The organism is Bacteroides faecium, assembly GCF_012113595.1.
GTDB lineage: Bacteria > Bacteroidota > Bacteroidia > Bacteroidales > Bacteroidaceae > Bacteroides > Bacteroides faecium.
The window spans coordinates 5,907,581-5,930,787 of sequence record NZ_CP050831.1 but is presented as its reverse complement, the minus strand read 5'-3'; the positions used below and the strand labels follow the sequence as shown (position 1 = coordinate 5,930,787).

General features: G+C 43.5%; 19 protein-coding genes and 1 riboswitch. Of the genes, 8 read left to right on the top strand and 11 right to left on the bottom strand.

Going from position 1 to position 23,207, the window contains the following annotated elements:
- Nucleotides 1-199: 199 nt before the first annotated feature.
- On the bottom strand, nt 200-1,774 hold the full coding sequence (locus BacF7301_RS22540; protein WP_167966349.1) for an Rne/Rng family ribonuclease: 1,575 nt from the start codon (nt 1,772-1,774) through the stop codon (nt 200-202).
- Nucleotides 1,775-2,058: 284 nt separating this feature from the next.
- Nucleotides 2,059-2,334, bottom strand: coding sequence for an HU family DNA-binding protein (locus BacF7301_RS22535; RefSeq protein WP_167966347.1), 276 nt, complete (start codon nt 2,332-2,334; stop codon nt 2,059-2,061).
- A 214-nt stretch (nt 2,335-2,548) separates the two neighbouring features.
- Between BacF7301_RS22535 and mutY the strand changes: the two genes are divergently transcribed.
- From mutY to BacF7301_RS22515, 4 genes are all read left to right on the top strand, one after another.
- The gene (mutY, locus tag BacF7301_RS22530; protein WP_167966345.1) at nt 2,549-3,598 is read left to right on the top strand and encodes an A/G-specific adenine glycosylase; all 1,050 of its coding nucleotides are present in this window, start codon (nt 2,549-2,551) and stop codon (nt 3,596-3,598) included.
- An 87-nt stretch (nt 3,599-3,685) separates the two neighbouring features.
- Entirely contained in the window at nt 3,686-4,153 is a 468-nt protein-coding gene (locus tag BacF7301_RS22525) for a single-stranded DNA-binding protein (protein WP_167966343.1), read from the top strand.
- A gap of 76 nt (nt 4,154-4,229) precedes the next feature.
- Nucleotides 4,230-5,582 carry a gliding motility-associated protein GldE gene (locus tag BacF7301_RS22520; RefSeq protein ID WP_167966341.1) on the top strand — a complete coding sequence of 451 codons (1,353 nt, stop codon included), beginning with the start codon at nt 4,230-4,232 and terminating at the stop codon, nt 5,580-5,582.
- A gap of 100 nt (nt 5,583-5,682) precedes the next feature.
- Nucleotides 5,683-6,315: a 4'-phosphopantetheinyl transferase family protein gene (locus tag BacF7301_RS22515; protein ID WP_167966339.1), complete on the top strand. Its 633-nt coding sequence runs from the start codon at nt 5,683-5,685 to the stop codon at nt 6,313-6,315.
- 189 nt (nt 6,316-6,504) lie between these two features.
- Here BacF7301_RS22515 and BacF7301_RS22510 read toward each other — a convergent pair whose 3' ends face one another.
- The 9 genes from BacF7301_RS22510 to phoB all read right to left on the bottom strand — a co-directional run bounded on the left by BacF7301_RS22510 (nt 6,505) and on the right by phoB (nt 17,917).
- A complete protein-coding gene (locus BacF7301_RS22510; RefSeq protein ID WP_167966337.1) occupies nt 6,505-6,729 on the bottom strand; it encodes a (4Fe-4S)-binding protein in 225 nt (74 codons plus the stop codon).
- A gap of 8 nt (nt 6,730-6,737) precedes the next feature.
- Nucleotides 6,738-7,040, bottom strand: coding sequence for a GNAT family N-acetyltransferase (locus BacF7301_RS22505; protein ID WP_167966335.1), 303 nt, complete (start codon nt 7,038-7,040; stop codon nt 6,738-6,740).
- 115 nt (nt 7,041-7,155) lie between these two features.
- Entirely contained in the window at nt 7,156-8,535 is a 1,380-nt protein-coding gene (gene tnaA, locus BacF7301_RS22500) for a tryptophanase TnaA (protein ID WP_167966333.1), read from the bottom strand.
- 278 nt (nt 8,536-8,813) lie between these two features.
- Nucleotides 8,814-9,611, bottom strand: a complete 798-nt coding sequence (locus BacF7301_RS22495) for a DUF4465 domain-containing protein (protein WP_167966331.1) — start codon at nt 9,609-9,611, stop codon at nt 8,814-8,816.
- A gap of 34 nt (nt 9,612-9,645) precedes the next feature.
- Nucleotides 9,646-11,622 carry a YncE family protein gene (locus BacF7301_RS22490; RefSeq protein ID WP_167966329.1) on the bottom strand — a complete coding sequence of 659 codons (1,977 nt, stop codon included), beginning with the start codon at nt 11,620-11,622 and terminating at the stop codon, nt 9,646-9,648.
- Nucleotides 11,623-11,637: 15 nt separating this feature from the next.
- Nucleotides 11,638-13,680: a TonB-dependent receptor plug domain-containing protein gene (locus BacF7301_RS22485; RefSeq protein ID WP_167966327.1), complete on the bottom strand. Its 2,043-nt coding sequence runs from the start codon at nt 13,678-13,680 to the stop codon at nt 11,638-11,640.
- A 188-nt stretch (nt 13,681-13,868) separates the two neighbouring features.
- Nucleotides 13,869-14,077, bottom strand: a riboswitch (cobalamin riboswitch).
- A gap of 280 nt (nt 14,078-14,357) precedes the next feature.
- Complete coding sequence (locus BacF7301_RS22480; protein WP_167966325.1) at nt 14,358-15,302, bottom strand: DUF5106 domain-containing protein; 945 nt, start codon at nt 15,300-15,302, stop codon at nt 14,358-14,360.
- 134 nt (nt 15,303-15,436) lie between these two features.
- Complete coding sequence (phoR, locus tag BacF7301_RS22475; RefSeq protein WP_167966323.1) at nt 15,437-17,218, bottom strand: two-component system sensor histidine kinase PhoR; 1,782 nt, start codon at nt 17,216-17,218, stop codon at nt 15,437-15,439.
- A gap of 9 nt (nt 17,219-17,227) precedes the next feature.
- The gene (gene phoB / locus BacF7301_RS22470; protein ID WP_167966321.1) at nt 17,228-17,917 is read right to left on the bottom strand and encodes a two-component system response regulator PhoB; all 690 of its coding nucleotides are present in this window, start codon (nt 17,915-17,917) and stop codon (nt 17,228-17,230) included.
- 241 nt (nt 17,918-18,158) lie between these two features.
- Between phoB and BacF7301_RS22465 the strand changes: the two genes are divergently transcribed.
- The 4 genes from BacF7301_RS22465 (at nt 18,159) to BacF7301_RS22450 (ending at nt 23,010) form a co-directional block, all read left to right on the top strand.
- A complete protein-coding gene (locus tag BacF7301_RS22465; protein ID WP_167966319.1) occupies nt 18,159-19,352 on the top strand; it encodes a hypothetical protein in 1,194 nt (397 codons plus the stop codon).
- Nucleotides 19,353-19,423: 71 nt separating this feature from the next.
- A complete protein-coding gene (locus tag BacF7301_RS22460; RefSeq protein ID WP_167966317.1) occupies nt 19,424-20,230 on the top strand; it encodes a DUF3805 domain-containing protein in 807 nt (268 codons plus the stop codon).
- Nucleotides 20,231-20,257: 27 nt separating this feature from the next.
- Nucleotides 20,258-22,126: an ABC-F family ATP-binding cassette domain-containing protein gene (locus BacF7301_RS22455; RefSeq protein WP_167966315.1), complete on the top strand. Its 1,869-nt coding sequence runs from the start codon at nt 20,258-20,260 to the stop codon at nt 22,124-22,126.
- 35 nt (nt 22,127-22,161) lie between these two features.
- Nucleotides 22,162-23,010 (top strand): histidinol-phosphatase, encoded by an 849-nt coding sequence (locus BacF7301_RS22450; protein ID WP_167966313.1) that lies wholly within the window; start codon nt 22,162-22,164, stop codon nt 23,008-23,010.
- Nucleotides 23,011-23,207: the final 197 nt, after the last annotated feature.

The window sequence follows — 23,207 nt, the reverse complement described above, 5'->3', positions numbered from 1 at the left end:
TTATTGAAAACAATAAAACTGGGTGTCGCTTTATAACGGTAGATGCATATCTGAACGCTATTCCGTTTTATGAAAAGAACCATTTTAGCCCATTACTGCCAGAAGATGATGATGAACATACTCGTTTGTATTATTATGATTTGAAAGAAGAGTAAATAGACAGAAAAGGCGACCCGTTGCAACGAGCCGCCTTTTCTGTCTATTTGATTTCGAATTCTTCCTTCATATCGATTTCCTCTCCATGTGTATCATAGAACACATATTGCAGGAATGCGAGTTTCTGACTTGGAATAATCTTGATACCGAATCCGTATTTCATCTGCCACTTCCGTTTCAGGGAAACGAGTCCCTGGTTGATGTAAGCGGCCACATACGGATGGACGTGTAACGAGAATTTCTTAACCTTCAGTTTATTGACCAGATAATCAATTTTACTCTCCAAAGTGTCCGTAAAGAGAATGGACGACTTGATAGTGCCTTTGCCGAAGCAGGTGGGGCAGATTTCGGTCGTGTTGACGTCCATTGCCGGACGCACACGTTGGCGCGTAATCTGCATCAGCCCGAATTTGCTGAGCGGCAGAATATTATGCCGTGCCCTGTCTTTCTGCATGTTGGCACACATGCGTTCATAAAGCTTCTGACGGTTTTCGGCTTCATTCATGTCGATGAAGTCCACGACGATGATACCACCCATATCCCTTAATCGCAGTTGGCGCGCCAGTTCGTCGGCGGCTCCCAGATTCACTTCGAGTGCGTTACCTTCCTGTCCGTTGGCATTTTTGGTGCGGTTTCCGCTGTTCACGTCTACTACGTGAAGCGCCTCAGTATGCTCAATAATCAGATAGGCACCACTCTTGTAAGAGATAGTTTTACCAAACGAGGATTTAATCTGCTTGGTGATACCGAAATTGTCGTAAATGGGAAGCTGGCCTTTGTACAGTTTCACGATGTTAGCCCGGTCGGGCGCAATCAGTGATACGTAGTCTTTGATTTCATTGTACACAGCCTCGTCGTTGACGTGAATATTCTCAAAAGATGGGTTGAAGAGGTCGCGCAACAAACCTACGGCACGACTGGTCTCTTCATAAATCAACGTCGGATACTTGGTGGCTTTCTGTACTTTTGCCATCGCATCTTCCCAATGCTTGATCAGGACTTTAAGCTCTCCGTCGAGTTCGGCTACGCGTTTGCCTTCGGCTACCGTGCGGACGATGACACCGAAGTTTTTCGGCTTGATGCTCATCAGCAGTTGTTTCAGGCGGGCGCGTTCTTCGCTCGATTTAATTTTTTGTGATACGGAAACCTTGTCATTGAAAGGGATCAGTACGAGATAGCGTCCGGCAAACGAAATTTCGGACGTCAGTCGCGGTCCCTTCGTGGAGATAGGTTCCTTTACGATTTGCACCACTACTTCTTGTCCCACCTTGAGTGTGTTGGATACAGTTCCATCCTTGTCGAGGTCGGGAAGCAGGGTTGCTTTGCTGATGGAGGCCAGCTTCTTTTTGTCGCTTAAAGTCTGCTTTACAAACTTTTCGAGTGAGTTAAATTGAGGACCCAGGTCAAGATAATGAAGGAAAGCGTCTTTCTCGTAACCGACGTCTACAAAGCATGCATTCAGTCCCGGCATCAATTTCTTGATACGTCCCAAATACATATTGCCCACAGAAAAGGAGATGTTTCTTCCTTCGCTTTGAAGTTCCACCAGGCTCTTGTCTTCGAGAAGGGCGATGGATACCTCTTTGGGCTGTACGTCAACTACTAGTTCACTTGTCACTGTTTTGTTTCCTTATTATTGATTGAATCTCATTTATATGAACAACTTTTTTGACAAATTGTTCATTTTGGGTTAGCTACTTAAACAAAGAACAAACTTGAAAGACATAGAGCTTCGCAAGTTTGTTCTTTATTTCTGTGTGATCCAGACTTAAAAATTATTTTTTGCTTTTATGTCTGTTCTTTCTTAGTCTTTTTTTACGCTTGTGCGTAGACATTTTATGTCTTTTTTTCTTTTTTCCGCTTGGCATAGCTTCACATTTTATGGGTTAATACTCTTGTTTATTATTTCTTTACTGAAATTGTAAATGTCTTAGCCGGTTTGAAAGCCGGAATGTTGTGCTCAGGGATGATAATCGTAGTATTCTTAGAAATATTACGAGCGGTCTTCTGTGCTCTTTTCTTCACTACAAAACTACCAAATCCACGTAAGTACACATTATCGTCGTTAGACAATGAATCTTTTACAGCGTTCATGAATGCTTCTACTGTTGTAAGAACTGTCTGCTTGTCAATTCCAGTTTTCTTTGTAATCTCGTTTACAATATCTGCTTTAGTCATTTTTCCTTAAAAAAAATATTATTACTATTATGTTATTGCTAATTTTTTGGACTGCAAATATATAGCTTTTTAAGCTCCTAAAAAAATATATTATGCACATTTTTCTAAAAAAATGGTGGCGTTGGGTTTTCTTAGAGCCAAAAGAGTTACTTTTGTGTGGCTTTTGAACAGCATATACAAGATAAATGTTAGATGATACGTTAAGAATGGTCTTATGAATGAGTTTACTGAAGCAATTATAAAGTGGTATGAGGAGAATAAACGTGAATTGCCCTGGAGGGAGTCTTCCGACCCATATCTGATATGGATTTCGGAAATTATCCTTCAGCAGACGCGTGTGGTGCAGGGATATGATTATTTTCTTCGTTTCGTCGAGCGTTTTCCCGATGTGCGGACATTGGCGGACGCGGAAGAGGATGAGGTGATGAAATATTGGCAGGGATTGGGTTATTATTCACGTGCCCGTAATCTTCATGCTGCCGCAAAAAGCATGGATGGGGTTTTCCCGAAAACGTATCCGGAAGTGCTGGCTCTGAAAGGAGTAGGGGAGTATACTGCGGCGGCTGTCTGCTCGTTTGCTTATGGTATGCCTTATGCGGTGGTGGACGGAAATGTATATCGTGTGCTTTCACGTTATTTCGGCATTGACACGCCGATTGATTCGACAGAGGGGAAGAAGCTCTTTGCGGTTTTGGCGGACGAGATGTTGGACAGGAAGCAACCGGCTCTTTATAATCAGGGGATTATGGATTTCGGGGCGATTCAGTGTACTCCGCAGTCGCCTGATTGTTTGTTTTGCCCGTTGGCGGATGGTTGTTCGGCTCTTGCGAAAGGGCTGGTCGGCAAACTGCCGGTGAAGCAGCATAAGACGAAAACGACGAACCGTTATTTTAATTATATTTATGTACGTGCGGGCGCGCATACCTTTATAAGTAAGCGGACGGCGGATGATATTTGGAAAAATCTTTTTGAACTGCCTTTGATAGAAACTCCGGTTGCTGTGCCGGAAGAAGAATTTTTAGCTTTGCCTGAGTTTCAGGCGCTTTTTGCTCCGGGTGAGCAGCCGGTAGTCCGTTCGGTGTGTAGGGAAGTGAAGCATGTATTGTCCCATCGGGTGATTTATGCTAATTTCTATGAAGTGACATTGCCCGGAGAAACGGCTTCTTTCGGTCAGTTTCAGAAAATAAAGGCGGAAGAATTGGAGCAATATGCTGTTTCAAGGTTGGTGCACGCTTTTATTGAGAAGTATATTGATTCGAAATAAAAGTTACAACAATTCTTGCATCCTATTGTTATTCTGTTTAATTTTGGCAGCAGATTTGAATTTAAGAATTATAAACTTGATACATATATGTCAGTAAATAAAGTGATATTGTTAGGAAACGTGGGACAAGATCCACGGGTGAAATATTTTGATGCAGGTTCGGCTGTGGCAACTTTCTCGTTAGCTACGACAGAACGTGGCTACACGTTGGCTAATGGAACCCAGATTCCCGACAGAACGGAGTGGCATAATATCGTTGCATCCAATCGACTGGCTGAAATCGTAGATAAATATGTGCACAAAGGTGACAAATTGTATTTGGAAGGAAAGATAAGGACACGTTCTTACACCGACCAGGCAGGTGCCACGCGCTATGTCACCGAAATTTATGTGGATAATATGGAAATGCTGTCTCCGAAAGGTGCTAATCCGGGAGCTGCTGCTTCTGCACAGCAACCTGCCGTCGGTCAGCCACAGCAAATGCAACAGCAACAGCCGCAGCAGACGCAAGCGCAGCCTGTACAAGATAATCCGGCAGATGACTTGCCGTTCTAGTAATGTGATAGTGTGCCAATAGGTTTTCGCGAGCAGATTGGCACATTGTCTTTTGTAAAACTAAAATATATACTCTTTGGACTCAGATGGTTATTTAAGCCAATTGGCTGATATTTTCAACGGTATTACCGTAAACACTCCTTCTATCTCTGCTATTATCGCCATAGTACTGGCAGGTGTACTCCTGCTTGCTTCCGGTTTTGCTTCGGCTTCTGAAATCGCTTTTTTCTCGCTTTCTCCTTCAGACCGGAATGATATTGATGAACGAAATCATCCTTCCGATGATAAAATAAGTGCCCTTCTTGGTAATTCCGAACGTCTTCTGGCGACGATATTGATTACTAATAATTTTGTGAACGTAACCATTATCATGCTCTGCAACTTCTTCTTTATGAATGTCTTTGTATTTCATTCCCCATTGGCAGAGTTCCTGATACTGACTGTGATACTTACTTTTCTGTTGCTCCTGTTCGGCGAAATCATGCCGAAGATTTATTCAGCGCAGAAGACATTGGCTTTTTGCCGTTTCTCCGCACCGGCTATTTATTACTTGGAAAAAATATTTTATCCGATAGCTACTGTCCTGGTGGGCTCTACTACTTTTCTGAACAAGCATTTTGCCAAGAAAAGCCATAATATTTCTGTTGATGAACTGTCTCATGCGCTGGAACTTACAGATAAGGCGGAGCTTACCGAAGAAAATAATATTCTGGAAGGAATTATCCGTTTTGGCGGAGAAACCGTGAAGGAAGTGATGACTTCTCGTCTGGATATGGTTGATTTGGATATTCGTACGTCTTTCAAGGAAGTGATGCAATGTATCATTGAAAATGCTTATTCACGTATTCCTATCTTTGCCGGTTCGCGGGATAATATAAAGGGTATACTGTATATCAAAGACCTTCTGCCTCATGTGGGCAAAGGGGATAATTTTCGTTGGCAGTCATTGATTCGTCCTGCTTATTTTGTACCTGAAACGAAGATGATTGATGATTTGCTGCGTGATTTCCAGGCGAATAAGATTCATATTGCCATCGTCGTAGATGAGTTTGGGGGAACTTCCGGACTGGTGACGATGGAAGATATTATCGAAGAAATAGTGGGGGAAATTCATGATGAGTATGACGATGAAGAACGTACATACGTTGTGTTGAACGACCATACCTGGATATTTGAAGCGAAAACGCAGTTGACGGATTTCTATAAGATTGCGAAAGTAGATGAGGATGAGTTTGAGAAAGTGGTGGGGGATGCCGATACCTTAGCAGGTATGCTGCTTGAGATTAAAGGTGAGTTCCCGGCATTGCATGAGAAAGTGACTTATCACAATTACGAGTTTGAAGTATTGGAGATGGATAGCCGCCGTATTTTGAAAGTCAAGTTTACGATTTTGCCTAAGGATACGGAAGCATCGGAAGGAAAAGAATAATCTTTGAAAATAGAATCATGAAAGTAGATTCAAGAAAACAGATTAACGAAAATAGAATCACGAAAATAAAATCACGAAAGCTAAATCAAGCAAATGTAAAATGGCGTTATTTCTGCAACATAAGACGGATGATATACAGTGGGCTGTCTGGAAGATGGAAGAATCTTTGGATACATTATTGGCTTTTCTGCCTGAGACGAGAAGAATCTCCTGCGAACAGGAACTGAGCCGCTTTGTCTCCGAACGGCGGAAATTGGAATGGACGTCTGTCCGTGTCTTGCTGTATTCAATGCTTCGGGAAGACAAGGAGATTGCTTACTCTTCTGAAAGCAAACCTTATCTGTCCGACCATTCTTTTTTTATCAGCATTTCTCATACAAAAGGATATGTAGCTGTGATTCTTAGTTCCCGGACTGCTGTCGGCATTGATATCGAGCAATATGGGCAACGTGTCCATCGGGTATCCGACCGCTATGTCCGTTCTGACGAACAGGCGGAAGCTTATCAGGGAGATACAACTTGGAGCCTGTTGTTGCATTGGTCTGCAAAGGAAGCGGTTTTTAAACGTATGGAAGATGCCGACGCCGATCTTCGTAAACTCCGTTTGACACATTTTATTCCTCGGGAAGAGGGGACGTTTCAAGTTCAAGAGTTCGTGACGGGGTTGCAAAAGCTTTATACTGTCGGTTATCGTATCCATTCGGACTTTGTGTTGACTTGGACGTTGAATTGAATATGGAATAAACTGATTATATCATGAATTGAATATATCATCATTTGATTATAGAAGGAATTTAAATGTAGGGATATTCCTAAAATAAGAAATAGGGACATTTACTGAATATCCCGAATGTAATATAAAATACGAAACGGTGAATAATAAGTGGAAAATCTCCTCTATTATTCACCGTTTCTTATTGGGTTACTTCTCTTTCTTGTTCAGTCGGTAGCTTAATGCGCCTGAAGGACATTTACTGATTTGCGCAATTAGTTCTTCCGTTGTCGCATTTTCAATTTGTACCCAGGGCCTTTCTTTCGGATGATAAACATTGGGTAGCATCTTTACGCATATTCCGGCATGCTGGCATAATTCCGGCTGCCATACAATGGTCAGTTCGCCATTCGTATATTCAACTTTCTTTCCCATGACTATTCTTATTTAATATGAATACCGCGCATTACGATTCTTTTCCATTCGGGATGCTTATGGATATATCCGGCTACAAACGGGCAAAGTGGTACGAGGCGTAATCCTTGCCGCTCTATGTCCGTCAAGACCTTTTCTGCAAGTTGTGAACCTATTCCTCTTCCGCCCAATGAAGCGGGTACTTCCGTGTGAACAAGATAAATTTCTCCGTTATTTGATTTGATATAGTCTATTTCGGCTATCTTGCCATCGATTTGAAATTCATACCGATGTTTCTCTTCGTTGTCTATTAATTTATAATCTTCTGCCATAATTTTTACGCATTAAGTTTGATTGATTATAATATAAACACTTCAGAAGAGCTTTTGTTTATACGGACAATTGTTGACGGAGATAACTTTCCTTGTTTACACGGACTTTTCCTGTTTATAGAGACAACCTTTCTAGCTGGACTGTGAAATGTCGCATCAACGGAGCTTCCCAAGCGATACGTACTCCGCGGGTAATGCTTTCCCTGCGTTCATATACATTTTTGAGGGCGGCGGCAATTACGTTCATATGATTGTCAGTGTACACTCTGCGGGGGATGGCAAGACGCAGTAAATCGAGTCCGTTGAATCGGTTTTCATGAGTAACCGGGTCACGGTCGGCAAGAATATAGCCGATTTCGCATCCGCGGATACCGGCTTCCAGATAGAGCTCAACAGTCAGTGTCTGTGCCGGAAATTCTTCCTTGGGTACGTGTGTCAGCACTTTGGGCGCATCGATGAAAATGGCATGACCGCCGGCAGGACGCTGATAGGGGATTCCGTATTCATCCAGTTTCTTTGCCAGGTATTCTACTTGTTTGATGCGTGTTTCGAGATTATCGAATTCTGTGTTTTCATCCAGTCCGATGGCGAGTGCGTTCATGTCCCGTCCGTTCATTCCGCCGTAAGTGAGATATCCTTCGTATTGCACGCAGAAACCTTTTGCGCCTTCGTACCAGTCTTCGCGCCGTGTGGCTATGAATCCGCCCATGTTGACGATTCCGTCTTTCTTGGCACTCATTGTCATGCCGTCGGCAAGGGCGAACATCTCTTTCGTAATTTCTTTGATAGATTTATCTTGATAACCTTCTTCGCGCATTTTGATAAAGTAAGCGTTTTCAGCAAAGCGTGCGGAGTCGAAAAGTACCGGCTTGCCGTATTTGTCGGCGATAGCTCTTACTTCACGTAAGTTCTGCATGGATACGGGCTGTCCGCCGGCTGTGTTGTTGGTGATGGTTACGATGATAAAGGGGATACGTTCTGCATGTTCTGTCAACGCTTTCTGTAATTTATCAAGGTCTACATTTCCTTTGAATGGGAGTTCTAGCTGTGTCTGTTTGGCTGCATCAATGGTGCAGTCTAATGCGGTGGCACGGCGTCCTTCGATATGTCCTTTGGTGGTATCGAAGTGTGAATTGCCGGGTATGATGTCTCCTTCGTGTACCAAATAGGAGAAAAGTACATTTTCTGCGGCACGTCCCTGGTGCGTCGGAATGATATACTCAAATCCGGTCAGCTTCGTAATCATCTCTTTCAGTTTGAAGAAGGATGTCGCACCGGCATAACTTTCATCGCCGAGCATCATTCCAGCCCATTGGCGGTCGCTCATGGCTCCTGTTCCTGAGTCGGTGATAAGGTCTATATAAACTTGTTCTGATTTGAGTTGGAAGACGTTGTAATGTGCTTCTTTAATCCATTGCTCGCGTTCTTCACGAGTACTTTTACGGATGGGTTCTACCATCTTTATTTTCCATGATTCAGCAAAAGGTAATTCCATTGTAGTATATTTAAGTGTTTTACTTGACGAATGTAGTGGTAATTTATGAAAGATACAAGGATATAATAGCTTTTTGTTAGTGGTGCGATAGCGAAATATTTCTTTAAATGCAGGAGTAATGAATATAAAAAGGAACTTTGATATGAAAAGAGTCAGACTTCGGAAAAGGAAGCCTGACTCTTTAGAATTATACAGTCAATTGAATGTAATTATATGGTTTATTATTTACAATCAATAAATTGAAAGGGTATAATTAAGGTAAATCGAACGGTTGTTTTTTATTTTTCGATGAGAGTGATACCGTCAAGGCAGAAATAAGAAGGAGTCATCATTCCGAGTTCTGGGTCTGTATCTGATGAATTCATTTCAAATTTAATGTAGTCAGCATTGCTGATATTACTCCAATCGAACCATTCCCATGTGTTAACTATTTTTTGTTTGTTGTCACGGAAATCTGCCAAATAGAAATCAATGCGTCCGATAACACTTCCATCTGCTTTGTATCCTACTGCTGTTAACGTAAACCAGTCCCCATTAGTGAAAGGTCCTTTAACCATAGAAGATGAGCCATCATTTCCATCCTTGATAGCAAGATAAGCATATGTTGTGTTTGTTACCCATGCACCTTTGAGCTCATATTTTTCGGTGTTGAGATTAGTGATTTGGGCAGGGGTGTAGCTATTGGTATTTGATGTTAAATAGGTTTTTCCGTTTTTTCCTTTTCCTGTTATAGCACTGATATTACTATACCCAGCGGTTGTAATATTAGTGCAATTAGTATAAGTGAATCCACCGCCAAAACTTGTACTACCTTGGTAACTACTGTAGTAATGTGGTAATTCTATTAGATTTTGAGGGTCTTTGAAATTGCACTTCGTATAGTAGCCATCTACTTCTCCCTCTGTTGTTTTAAATTCAGATTCAGCTTCAGTTAGTAGGTTCTCGAAACTAATGACAATTTCTTTTTTGTCACCACCTTTTGTTTCATCATCACCCCCTTTTGTTTCATCGTTATCATCACTACATCCGCAAAAAGCGAATATGGATACTAATAAGAATAAAGATAACTTTTTCATGTTTCTGCTCTAATTTTAATTATTAATTGTTTGATTATTTTTTGTAATGTAAGTTTTCTACTGTGACGACTTCGGTAGATATTTCTCCTGTCCAGCCTATGTCCTGATTGACGGCGGTATAGATTCTTACGAAGTCTATTTGGTCTAATAATACAGGTTGTCCGTTTTGGTCTACAGCCCGGTCTATTTTAAATTGGCTGTATTCGGTTCTGTTGGGATGATTGTCTGCATATCCCCAAGGATAACAATAACCTACCCAAACATTGCCTTCTTCTACGGCATTGTCTTTTAGACGTGTCCCATGGAAAGTTATTTCGTTTTCTTCTATCCAGTTCGGATAATAAGAATCTTGTTGATGGAATGTGTTACGTTTGACGAATCCCTCTTTTCCTAAATTATCTTTCCAGCGGACATCGCCATTGGCTGGTTGGGGACGATAATAGGTGATTGCGTAATTACGTATTTCTGTATCTTTTCCGTACTCACTACCTGCCAACTCATACCATTCATCGTCAGGTATCCCATTATTATTTATATCTTTTGAGACTAATACAATTCCCGGTTCAGCACTTCCACCAAGTGCTCCTGTTCCAGTGTTATTGTTGTAAGTGGCATTTCCCCATACCTTGAAATCATATTCCCCTTCGATATTAGGGATTGGTTGAGGAAATCCTACTGTTATTGTTCCACCGAATCCGCCTAATGAGATAACTGATTTTTTCTTTAGCTTTTCTGTGGCACGCTCTAAAACTTGTTCGGCAGTGAAACCTGTCTCATAAGCCGACGTACTCGTATTGATAAACTGTCCGGGAGCTGGCTTATACTCCCATACTTTATTGGCGAAAGCCAATGAATTTTCAGCTTCTTCGGTATTATCATCAATGTCGCTTTGTGAAGCCTTGTCGCTGAATGCAATCGTGTTCGGATTCAGTCCGATATTATTCAGACGGAATTGCAGTTGTCCTTGTTGGTTAAAACAGAGCAAATCTCCGTATATGGTGTAATCATAAGCATTTGTGATATACACGTTACCACTATAAGGATTCACATTGATTCCATAAGGAGTATCGATACTTGTTCCATCCGTGATGAAATTCTCACGAACGGTTTTTCCTGTTTTCAGATTGAATGCCTTGATAGAAGATGTTTGCGTACTATAATTGTAATTGTATAGATAGGCAATCTCTCCGTCAATGGCGAAGTTCTGTACTTTCTCATTGTAATGAGTCACTCCATTTGTCAGGCAGTCTATTTTTGCAAAGTTATAATTTCCTGCTTCTACATCTTCTCCACGGGTTGCTACATAAACGGTTGTTCCATCCGTTCCGGCTACAATCTTGCCCGGATTCGGTCCTACTGTAATTTTATTGATTTCTTTGAATGTGGCGATATCGACCACAGATACAGTATTGTCTACTCCCAGACCGGATGCATAATCCAGTCCGCCGGAATTGGAAACATATAACTTTTCGTTTTGTACACAGATTCCATCGGGATTACGTCCTACGGAAGTGACACCGTCTATGGCGAGGGAAGTTGTATCAATACGTGTCACTGTTCCGTCATAAGAACACACATACGCTTTTTCTTTATGAAAGGCGATGTATCGCGGTTCACGTGAACTTCCGTTTTCGGTCAGCATTTGAATTTGCTTCAAGGAATTTCCTGTACGGAAGTCTATTACTTCCACTGTACTGGAGACATTGACAATGACATATATCTTGCCGCCATAAATGGCTAAATCATTTGCCGTATCTCCCAATCCCCGATGATTGATTGTATTAAAATAGTTGCGCACCATTCTCTGGTTTCCGAAAGAGAAACGCATCAATGAACTGTTATTCTGATTGAATAGTCCTTCACATAACGCATAGAGCTCGGCTGTATCTGTTTCAGTCGGGTCACCTGCAATGTCAGAAGTGAAAGGCTTGTCTTCCATATCATCACAGGCAGTGAATAATAATAGGATGGGCAGGCAGAACCAAAATATATATGTCAATTTCCTTTTCATATCAGTATCCTGCTTTTAATATATTATTTTTAGCGTTGCTCTTACCGAACGTCCCGGCATTGGGAAGTATCGTACAATCTCGTAATTTTTGTCCATCAGGTTCAATACTTCCACACATAGCGAACTTGTAACTTTTCTTATCCGGAAGTCGCGGCTCGCTGAAATACTATGGTCACTGTAACTATCCAGTCGATTTGCTGCGATATTCTGTCCTACTGTATAGCGTTTTCCTGAATAAAGGAATGAGTAAGATATATTTATCCATGGTGTCTCGAGGCCTGCTTGTCCAGAGGCAGAAACACGGGGAGTATAGGCTATCTGATGTTTATAAGTCGATTTATCCTTGTTCGAATTAGGGTCAGTGACATCCAACGCCCGTTGGTATGTATAATTGCCGGACAGGTTGATACGGATTTTCTCCCAAGGCTGGAGAGACAAGTTTCCTGTGGCGTCAATTCCTTTAATCTCCACACTTCCCAAGTTTCTCATGCTCCATATCGCAAGGTTCTTGGTAGGATAAGCAATGATTTTATCCGTTACTTTGTTATAGTATGCATCAACGGTTGCCGAAAGATAAGGAATGAATGTACATACATTCTTGCTATAAGTCAGACCGATATTATATTGCTTTGCATTTTCAGGTTTCAGTTTGGTGTTTCCCACTTCCTGATAATATAAGTCATTGAAACTTGGCAGGCGGAAGATGTCCTTATAGAAGGCACGGATACGGAACTCTTCGCTACGGAAAGGCTTGAATGAAGCGCTGATATAAGGCGTCAATTTGCGGTGATTGCCGGCACTTCCGCCTTCCTTTACATCTTCGTTGATGATAGTCGCCAAAGCGGATGCGGAGATTGTGAGCCAATCATTCACGTATTTTCCTGCAAAAGCTGTCAGCCATGAATAGCGGGTGGGTTGCGCAAAATTAGTAAGATTAGTATCCATTGTATTGATACTCCCATCCGTCGAAAGGGAAAATGAAAGATTGCTCAATAATCTGTATAATACCGATGCGGAGAGATAGTACTCCTGTTGGTAATAACTGTTTTCCGTTTTTCCTAAAGAGTTTTTGGTGTCGGGGTCCAGGTAACGCTGATAGCTCCAGTTCCATTTGGCGGAAGTCTGCAATACCCATTGTTGGCTGAACTCTTTCTTGTATTGGCTTTGTACAAATGTATTCTTGTCCCACAGGTGTTGTGAGGAATAGTCGTTATAAAGTGTAGTAGCTTTCGGTAATCCTCGGGAAGATTGGAAGTAATAGGCTTTCAATCGCCATTGTTCTTTGTCGGAGAAGTTGCCGTAAAGTCCGGCCTCGGTACGGAAAGTCTGTACGTCGGTATTCTTTCTTTTCTCCCGTGACGTCAGGTCACCCTCTGCATTTCCGTAGTGCAGGGTATATGGATACTGTCCGTCTGAAGACATCCATTCGGCATTGGCTGTGACTGTCCACTTAGAATTGAGTTGTTGCTCTAACAGAACCGATGGGTTGACCAGTCCCCATGAGCCGGTCTTGAAAGCCGCGCTGATATTCGTACGTTTCCCTTTTTTGAAACGGGGAGTAAGTGTCTGTATATTCAGTATTCCTGCCGAAGCGAAGAAACGTGCCGGCTGGAAGATATTATCAGTCTGACCGTTGCTAAGTGATAACTGGTCTACATTATCGAGCGAGAAACGACCGATGTCAATCTGTCCTGTCTGGCAGTCGGTTACGGTGATTCCGTCATAACCCACGGCTGTGTGTTGTGCGCCCAAGCTGCGTATGGATACGGTTTTCAGTCCGCCGATGCCACCGTAATCTTTCACGGTTACTCCGGCAAAATGCTTCACGGCGTCAGAAACTTGCAGGGCATGCAGGTTTTTTAGTGCATCTTTGGAAAGTACTTGTAGCGGAGCGGTAGAACGTATCTCTCGTGTTTGGTAAATATCGGAAACTGTAATTTCGGGGATGGAGTATGTATGTGCTGTATCTACTTTTTGCTGTTGTGCGAAAAGTGTCGGGAATAAAAGCTGGCAGCAGATTACTGCACAGATACTCTTGTATAGCCTTATATGTCTCATCCTTATCCTACTACTGGTCTATTTTTTCACTTTTAAAAGTGTCCGGGCGAAATCCCTTCGACCGGACACGCATAAATAAACTTGGCAGAGTTTATTAATTAAAACACACTTTCTCTGAATCAGAGTGATGAATGAAATGATAGACGGATTGTCCGGTTCATTAGACTCAACGCTTTTTCCTCGAAAGCAGTGAAATTGGGTGCACGGCAGGTCTTCTGACTCGTTCCTGTTGCGGGCGCCTTCCCAGAAGTTTCTTTCCAGTGGCTAAAAGTAGGTTGCTCGCAACACATTTATAGAACTTACAGCAGCGGGACTGTTCAGGATTTACACCTGATTCCCTTTTAATCGCTTTCCTCGTATGTTTTGAGGTCTGCGAACCAATGCGCGACAAAGATAGGGAGTTTATTTGGCTTTTGCAAAGGGGGCGTTCTTTTTCTTTCGTCTTGATACGAAAGAAAAAGAACCAAAAAGAAAGAATCAAGGCTGCGTTTTTTCAGCTACTCCGGTGTTTTCTCCGGCTAAAGGGCAGAAACTCGCTACGCTCAAACAGTCTGCCCTTCTTAACGCCGAAGAAAACACCTGCGCTTGACGCTGAAAAAACGAGGCCGGGAGACCATGCGGCGTGGGCACGTGTGTGGGTGGTGTGGTGTGGGCGGTGTGGGTGACGTGGGAGATGCTTATTGTTCGCCTTTCATTAGCAGGTATTCTTCGATGGTTTGCGCGGGAGCATCTTTCAGAAGTACTGTCTTATCCTTGTTCAGAAGGTAGAGGGTAGGGACGGCTTTCAAGTCATACAGTTGTTGTTCCTTGATAGCGAAGGTCTTGTCATATCCGTTAATCCATTCCTTCGGGAATTCATTCAGATGTTTCCGCCATTCGTCCAGTTCTTCGTCGGGGTAGATAGAGAGGATGGTCAACTTCTTTTGAGATAGAAGCTGATTGATGATAGGGGCGTTTTTTAATGCTTCGATTGTTTCCGTGCAGGCATGGCATCCCGGGTTATTGATAAATAATAAGGTATAGTCCGATTTCTGTTGATAAAGAGAGCCTTGCGCACCGGAAGCTAATGTATAGTTAAAATTCAGAGCTTTGGTTCCGATACGGTTTTTCTGAGCCAGTTCACGACGGGCTTTCGGACGTACCTTTTCTATTTCTTCCAGTACGGGAGAAGCTAGCATGGCATCCAGTACAGGGATATAAAACTCTTCGTTACGCATCGGAGAGTTAGGGTCGTACAGATATTTGTCTGCCAAGTCGGTGATGTAAGTGAATACTTTCTTATCCACATTTGTCCGTTCGATTGTTTTCCGTATAGCTTGCTGTGCAGTTTCCAATGGAACATGGTTCAGTATATCACAATAGTCCGCCCAAGCTTGTTCGGTCACTTCGGGGTGATGGATATAATTGGTATCGGCAAAGTTTACGTTATCCCAATAATGCTTGACGAGGAAATCCGCCCGTAAATCCGGGGCTGTCAGCATCGGCGGGATGGTTGGTAATGTGAAAGTCTTGATAGTATCCTGTGCTACTTCGGTTTTGTTTAAGCCGGAAGCATTGCCGTTTTTGCAGGCACAAAGACAAAGGAGACATACAACAGGAAGAATATTTAGATTCGTTTTCATAATTGGCTATTATTATAATTGAACTTCTATGAATTACATAGAAGACAAAGATAATGCCTTTTCATTTTATACAAAGAATTTTTCTTCCTTTTCTTCTTTGTCTTCTTTTAAAAGAACCTTGCTTCTTGAAAATCTTATTTCTCCTTTGCCAATGTAAAGACAAACTCCAGTCCGCCGCCCTGATTATTTTTGGCAGAGATGATGCCGCCATGGATAATCACTGCATTCTTCACGATAGCCAGTCCCAGACCCGTTCCGCCTAATTTCCGCGAACGGCCTTTGTCTACACGATAGAAACGCTCGAAGAGACGGTTCAGATGTTCGGGGGATACGCCTACTCCCGTATCGGCAAAACTGAAATAATAGAAACTCTCGTCTTCACGGAAACAATTGATATTAATCTGGATATTCGTTCCGGCATATGCGATGGCATTATCCATCAGATTGCGGAAGATGGAATAAATCAGGGAATAATTTCCTTTGACCTGTATGCTCTTCTTTAAAGAATTAACCACCGTGATATGCTTCTCGTCCAGTTCCAGTGAAACTTCGTTGATGATATTTCCTACCAGTACACTGATATCCACCCGTTCCATGTCAATCATGTTGGCAGCCTCATCCATGCGGGTAAGTACGGAAATATCACGCAACAAGCGGCTCAACCGATTGCTTTGCGCATAGCAGCGTTCGAGGAATACATTAATCTTCTCTCGCGGTATATTCTCGTTATTGACGATAGTCTCCAAATACCCTTGAATACTGCTGACAGGCGTTTTCAGCTCATGCGCGATGTTCTGTGTCAACTGCCGTTTCAGATTCACTTGTTCCTCTTCCTGGGTGACATCATTGATTGAAATCTCAAAGCTTGCATCCTGGAAGATGATACATTCAACGATAAACGTGCGTCCGTTCTTGTTGATGGTGATAGACATTCGCTTTTCGTCTTTCCCTCTTGAACGCTGTTGCTGGTTCTTATTAATAAAATGTATAATCTCTTTCAGTTCGCTGATGGCAAAGACCTCTTCCGTAGTTTCCAGGTTAGAGTCCGAAATCAGGTTGCTGTATTGGGTAAAGAGATTGTTGACAAGAATCTCCTTTTTGTCTTTCGTAAATACTCCCAATCCTTCGTGAGAAATCTGAAGATGGGTAATCAGCTTCTCGCGTTCGATGTAGAGAGCTTCTTTCGTCTCGTGCAGCCGCTTGTAGATTTGGATGATATGCTGCGATATTTCTCCCAGTTCATTGTGCGGGAAAGCCGATTGCATCGCCATCTCGATAGGCTCGTTCCGGTCGGCACGCATGGCAAACTCGCGGAGCTGGCTGATAGAAGTCCCCAGTTTGTTCGTGAATTTGTAGAAGATAATCATTAGCAGCAAAGTTACGATTACGGTGAACCATAAATAATGCGGGTCTGCCTGCAGATTGTTGATAAGGCTGACATTATATGGTAATGCCGAGCGGAGAATATAATCCTTATAACGTGTAGCCGAATAAAAATAAGGAACTCCTGTCGTTTCCGAAGTACGGCGCACGTCATATCCGTTTCCGTGTTTCAGTGCCTTTTGTACTTCCGGACGGTTCAGATGGTTTTCCATCTGCTCGTCGTGGTTCGGATAACTGTCGTAAACCACATTTCCATCCAGGTCGATAAGCGTTACACGCAAGTCTTCCAGAATATGATTATTGATATAATCGTTGATAATTCCGTTGTCAAGCGGTTGCTCATCCAGCCGTTCGTAGAGCCGGCTGTTGTAATCCTGCAGTTTGGTATTCAGCAGTTCTACTTTATACTCCCGTTCGCGTTGGTACTGGTACGCGATGAAACAGACAACGAATACCAGGAACAACGAAATAACCGAAAGGAAAAGCTTCCGGCTGAAAGAAAGAAAATGTCTTTGAGTTACAGGCAGGTTCATGATAAATAGTTATTCAGCTTCAAAACAGTATCCGTATCCGAGACGTGTGACAATGCATTTGCCGTACACTCCTATCTTTTTGCGCAAACGGGTGATGTTTACGTCGATAGTACGGTCCAGCACATACACTTCGTCGCTCCAGATACGTGCCAGAATATCTTCACGTGAGAATACACGCCCTTTATTCTGTACCAGCAGAAGCAAGATTTCAAATTCTTTTTTGGTCAATGACACTTCTTCGTCGTCGATACTCGCTTTCTTCTTGGTGATGTCGATGACAAGTGTCTGGTAAGTAAGCCGTTCGGGCGCTCTTTCCGTTTCCGTCGTTGCCGTACGTCTCAATACGGCTTTCACACGGGCTATGACTTCGCGCAGGGAGAAAGGCTTCGAGATATAATCGTCCGCGCCCAGGTTGAATCCTGTTACGGTATCGTTTTCAGTATCTTTTGCTGTGATGAAGATGATAGGCACTTTGGCTGTTTTCTTATCTTTTTTCAGCATGTTCGCCATTTTGAATCCGGAGATTTCTCCCATCATCACATCGAGGAGAATTAAATGGTAGCTGCTGATGTCCATCTTCAGTGCTTCTTCGGCAGAGTTTGCGGTATCTACCTCATAACCTTCGTTCTCAAGATTGAATTTCAGAATCTCGCAGAGGTCTTCTTCATCGTCGACAACTAAAATACGGGTTTCGTTCATAAGATGTATTTATTAATGTGATATGACAAAGTTACGTTTTTATTTTATTCGATGCAAAGATGAGAAGACTTTGTTACGGTCAGATGAAACAGATGTTACAATCGCGTTACATTCCTTGATTTATGGGAATTGATACGGAATATGGAAGTTTTTATGGATTGTAAGAGGAAAAAACGTCTGCTATTTGTTATCTTTGTTAGCGAGATAGGATAGAAATGTTTGATAATAGAAACTACAAACGATGATAAAAATTGACTTGAAACGGCATAAGCGCGAAGTGATAGGTGCGGTTATCGTACTGCTGCTCCTGCTTGGCGGTGTGTCCGTCTTTAAATATACCTCTTTTAATACCGGCTTTGAGATAGCAGACGATTTGGGCGGAAACATCTTTCCCTCGGCTATTCTGTCCGTAGCCACTACCGATGCGCAAGTTATCATACCTTCGGATTCCACTTATCTGGGAAATCCGAAATCATGTATTGCCATCCGGCTGAAATCAAAGACCGCATACAGCCGTGTACGCATTGAAGTGGCCGAAACGCCTTTCTTCTCCCGCTCCGTATCTGAGTTCGTCTTGAACAAGCCGCGTACGGAATATACGATTTATCCGGATATTATATGGAATTACGAAGCATTGAAGAATAACGCGCAAGCCGAGCCGGTAAGCGTTGCCGTGACTGTCGAGATGAACGGGAAGGACTTGGGACAACGGGTACGTACCTTCTCTGTCCGTAGTATCAACGAATGTTTGCTGGGGTATGTAGCGAACGGAACCAAGTTTCACGATACTAGTATCTTCTTTGCCGCCTACGTCAATGAAGAGAATCCGATGATTGACCAATTGCTCCGCGAAGCATTGAATACCCGTATCGTCAATCGTTTCCTCGGCTATCAGAGCAAGGCTAAAGGAGCGGTAGACAAGCAGGTGTATGCCCTTTGGAATATTTTGCAGAAACGCAAGTTCCGTTATAGCTCCGTCTCCAACACCAGTCTTTCGAGTAATGTCGTATTCTCGCAACGTGTCCGTACGTTTGATGATGCACTGGAATCCTCTCAAATCAACTGTGTGGACGGCAGTGTATTATTCGCGTCATTGCTTCGTGCCATTAATATCGACCCTATCCTTGTGCGTACACCGGGACATATGTTTGTGGGTTACTACACAGATAATTCGCATACCGACAAGAACTTTCTGGAGACAACGATGATTGGTGATGTCGACCTGGACGACTTCTTTCCCGACGAGCAACTGGACTCCACAATGGTAGGCAAGTCGCAGAACGAAATGTCATTGCTCACCTTCGAGAAATCCAAACAATACGCCAATAAGAAGTACAAAGAGAACGAAGAAGGCATTCATTCCGGCAAGCTGAACTATATGTTTTTGGAAATTTCCAAAGAGGTGCGCAGGAAAATACAGCCGATAGGTAAATAGTTTCTTATCTATCTTCATGCAATTTCCCTATTTTATTGTATTTTTGCCAAGTAATCATTTAATGAAAAAGGATGCAAGGCAAGAAATTTATCTCCCCCGGAGCATGGTTTTCCATGAACTATCCATCGGACTGGAATGAGTTTGAAGATGGCGAAGGCTCTTTTCTTTTCTATAATCCCGATGTATGGTCGGGCAACTTCCGTATTTCCGCATTTAAAGGCAAGGCCGGTTATGGCAAAGACGCCATCCGCCAGGAACTGAGTGAGAACGATTCGGCTTCATTGGTAAAAGTCGGAACGTTGGAATGTGCGTACAGTAAAGAAATGTTCCAGGAAGAAGGAAACTATTATACTTCTCATGTCTGGATTACAGGCATTGACGATATTGCTTTCGAATGTTCCTTCACCGTCCCTAAGGGCGGAAGCGTGCAAGAAGCCGAAAGTATAATCAACACTTTGGAGATACGCAAAGAAGGGGAGAAATATCCCGCTGAACTGATTCCTGTCCGCCTTTCGGAGATTTACCAGATTAATGAAGGATACGAATGGGTGGTATCTACCGTAAAACAGGAATTGAAAAAAGATTTTCAAGGCATAGAAGAAGACCTCGAAAAACTTCAGCAAGTGATTGACAGCGGCAAGATAGGTGCGAAGAAGAAGGAAGAATGGCTGGCAGTCGGCATCACAGTCTGCGCGATTCTTGCCAACGAAGTGGACGGCATGGAATGGCAGACCTTGGTTGACGGCAACCGTGAAGCCCCTGTGCTCCAATATGAAGGCCGGATTATCGACCCGATGAAACTGGCATGGAGCAAAGTAAAGGCAGGAGAGCCTTGCAACGTCATTGAAGAGTATAAATCCGTGATTATTAATCACTAATCACTAACCGACTAATCACTAAATTACGTGGCTGTACCTTATTTACAGATAGATAACCTGACCAAGTCCTTCGGCGACTTGGTTCTTTTTGAAAATATATCTTTGGGCATTGCCGAAGGTCAGCGTGTAGGGCTGATAGCGAAGAACGGCAGCGGCAAAACCACCTTGTTGAATATCATCGCCGGAAAAGAAGGCTATGATAGCGGCAACATTGTCTTCCGCCGCGACCTTCGTGTAGATTACCTGGAACAAGACCCGCAATACCCCGAAGAACTGACCGTGCTCGAAGCCTGTTTCCATCATGGCAACAGCACCGTAGAACTTATAAAAGAGTACGAACGTTGCATGGAAACCGAAGGGCATCCGGGACTGGAAGACCTCTTGGCGCGTATGGACCAGGAGAAAGCCTGGGAATACGAGCAGAAAGCCAAGCAAATCCTTTCGCAACTCAAAATCCGTAACTTCGACCAGAAGGTGAAACAACTCTCCGGCGGACAACTGAAACGTGTCGCCCTCGCCAACGCCCTGATTACCGAACCGGAACTCCTGATTCTCGACGAGCCCACCAACCACCTCGACCTTGACATGACCGAATGGCTCGAAGACTATCTGCGCCGTACCAACCTCAGCCTGCTGATGGTAACCCATGACCGTTACTTCCTCGACCGTGTCTGCTCCGAAATCATCGAAATAGACAATCAGCAAGTCTACCAATATAAAGGTAATTACAGCTATTACCTCGAGAAACGCCAGGAACGTATCGAAGCTAAAAGCGTAGAAATAGAACGTGCCAACAACCTCTACCGTACGGAACTCGACTGGATGCGCCGGATGCCGCAAGCACGCGGACACAAAGCCCGTTACCGTGAAGACGCTTTTTATGAACTGGAAAAGGTGGCAAAACAGCGTTTCAATAACGATAACGTAAAACTGGAAGTGAAGGCATCCTATATCGGCAGCAAGATATTCGAAGCCGACCATCTGTACAAGAGTTTCGGCGACCTGAAAATCCTGGAAGACTTCTCTTATATCTTCTCCCGCTATGAGAAGATGGGAATCGTAGGAAACAACGGAACCGGAAAATCGACTTTCATCAAGATACTAATGGGACAAGTACAACCCGATAGCGGCACAGTGGACATCGGTGAAACAGTCCGTTTCGGCTACTACTCGCAAGACGGGCTCCAGTTTGACGAACAGATGAAAGTGATTGACGTCATTCAGGACATTGCCGAAGTCATCGAACTGGGCAACGGAAAGAAACTGACCGCCTCACAATTCCTGCAACATTTCCTTTTCACCCCCGAAACCCAGCATAGCTATGTCTACAAACTGAGTGGGGGCGAGCGCCGCCGTCTTTACCTGTGCACCATCCTGATGCGTAATCCTAACTTCCTCGTACTGGACGAGCCTACCAACGACCTTGATATTATCACATTGAATGTGCTCGAAGAATATCTCCAGAACTTCAAAGGATGCGTCATCGTCGTGTCCCACGACCGTTACTTTATGGACAAGGTAGTAGACCACTTGATGGTATTCAACGGACAGGGAGACATCCGCGACTTCCCCGGAAATTACAGCGACTACCGCGACTGGAAAGACGCGAAAGCCCAAAAGGAGAAAGAAGCCGAAAAGCCGCAGGAAGAAAAGACTGCTCGTGTCCGCCTGAACGACAAGCGGAAGATGAGCTTCAAGGAAAAGCGCGAATTCGAACAACTGGAAAAGGAAATAGCCGACCTGGAAGCGGAAAAAGCCCGGATTGAAGAACTCCTTTGCAGCGGTACGCTCTCCGTTGACGAACTGACCGAGAAATCGAAACGCCTGCCCGAAGTGAACGACTTGATTGACGAGAAAACAATGCGTTGGCTGGAACTCAGCGAAATAGAAGGCTGACTTGTGCCGCTGTAACCCCGATAACATAACCTTGTATGACAAACCTGACTAACTATCATAGCCACTGTCTCTACTGCGACGGACGAGCCAACATGGAAGATTTTATCCGCTTTGCTATCAGCGAAGGTTTTACTTCCTATGGCATCTCTTCCCATGCCCCGCTGCCGTTTCCTACTGCATGGACAATGGAATGGGACAGAATGGAAGATTATCTTTCCGAATTCTCCCGTCTCAAAAAGAAATACGCGGATAAGATAGAGCTTGCCATCGGCCTTGAAATAGATTACCTGAACGAAGACAGCAACCCCGCTTCATCCCGTTTTCGGGAACTGCCGCTCGATTACCGGATAGGCTCCGTGCATATGCTATATTCCCCAGAAGGGAATATTGTGGATATTGATACTCCGGCAGATACTTTCCGCCAGTTAATAGACAAGCATTTCGACGGTGACCTGTATTCCGTTGTCTGCCTTTATTATGAGAACCTGCTTCGCATGGTCGAACTGGGTGGATTTGATATTGTCGGTCATGCGGACAAGATGCATTACAATGCTTCCTGCTACCGTCCCGGATTACTGGACGAACCGTGGTATGACACTTTAGTCCACGGTTATTTCTTAGAGATAGCCCGTCATGGATATATTGTCGAAATCAACACCAAGGCTTATCACGAATTAGGCACTTTCTATCCCAATGAACGTTATTTTACTTTCTTGAAGGACTTGGGTATCCGTGTGCAAGTGAACAGTGACGCCCACTATCCCGAAAGAATAAATAATGCCCGTCCCGAAGGCTTGGCAGCTTTGAAGAAAGCAGGTTTCACGTCGGTGGTGGAGTGGCATGGCGGAAAGTGGGAAGATACGGCTCTTTGTCTCTTCCCGTAAATTCCATATATAATTAGTCCTTAATTGATTACATTTTATTGTCAGCCTTCTCTTCTTGTCAGGTTACTTGTTTGCCGGTTGGTTAACTAAGACTTTATAGGAAGAGGAGCAGGCATAGTTATATTGGGATGTCGGTATAGTTATGTTAGGATGCCGATATAGTTATGTTAGGGCACCGCTATTGTTAGCTCACCACA

Coding starts and splice junctions, on each gene's coding strand:
- BacF7301_RS22535 (WP_167966347.1), bottom strand. CDS start 2,334: ATGACTAAAGCAGATATTGTAAACGAGATTACAAAGAAAACTGGAATT.
- mutY (WP_167966345.1), top strand. CDS start 2,549: ATGAATGAGTTTACTGAAGCAATTATAAAGTGGTATGAGGAGAATAAA.
- BacF7301_RS22525 (WP_167966343.1), top strand. CDS start 3,686: ATGTCAGTAAATAAAGTGATATTGTTAGGAAACGTGGGACAAGATCCA.
- BacF7301_RS22515 (WP_167966339.1), top strand. CDS start 5,683: ATGGCGTTATTTCTGCAACATAAGACGGATGATATACAGTGGGCTGTC.
- BacF7301_RS22510 (WP_167966337.1), bottom strand. CDS start 6,729: ATGGGAAAGAAAGTTGAATATACGAATGGCGAACTGACCATTGTATGG.
- BacF7301_RS22505 (WP_167966335.1), bottom strand. CDS start 7,040: ATGGCAGAAGATTATAAATTAATAGACAACGAAGAGAAACATCGGTAT.
- tnaA (WP_167966333.1), bottom strand. CDS start 8,535: ATGGAATTACCTTTTGCTGAATCATGGAAAATAAAGATGGTAGAACCC.
- BacF7301_RS22495 (WP_167966331.1), bottom strand. CDS start 9,611: ATGAAAAAGTTATCTTTATTCTTATTAGTATCCATATTCGCTTTTTGC.
- BacF7301_RS22490 (WP_167966329.1), bottom strand. CDS start 11,622: ATGAAAAGGAAATTGACATATATATTTTGGTTCTGCCTGCCCATCCTA.
- BacF7301_RS22485 (WP_167966327.1), bottom strand. CDS start 13,680: ATGAGACATATAAGGCTATACAAGAGTATCTGTGCAGTAATCTGCTGC.
- BacF7301_RS22480 (WP_167966325.1), bottom strand. CDS start 15,302: ATGAAAACGAATCTAAATATTCTTCCTGTTGTATGTCTCCTTTGTCTT.
- phoR (WP_167966323.1), bottom strand. CDS start 17,218: ATGAACCTGCCTGTAACTCAAAGACATTTTCTTTCTTTCAGCCGGAAG.
- phoB (WP_167966321.1), bottom strand. CDS start 17,917: ATGAACGAAACCCGTATTTTAGTTGTCGACGATGAAGAAGACCTCTGC.
- BacF7301_RS22465 (WP_167966319.1), top strand. CDS start 18,159: ATGATAAAAATTGACTTGAAACGGCATAAGCGCGAAGTGATAGGTGCG.
- BacF7301_RS22460 (WP_167966317.1), top strand. CDS start 19,424: ATGCAAGGCAAGAAATTTATCTCCCCCGGAGCATGGTTTTCCATGAAC.
- BacF7301_RS22450 (WP_167966313.1), top strand. CDS start 22,162: ATGACAAACCTGACTAACTATCATAGCCACTGTCTCTACTGCGACGGA.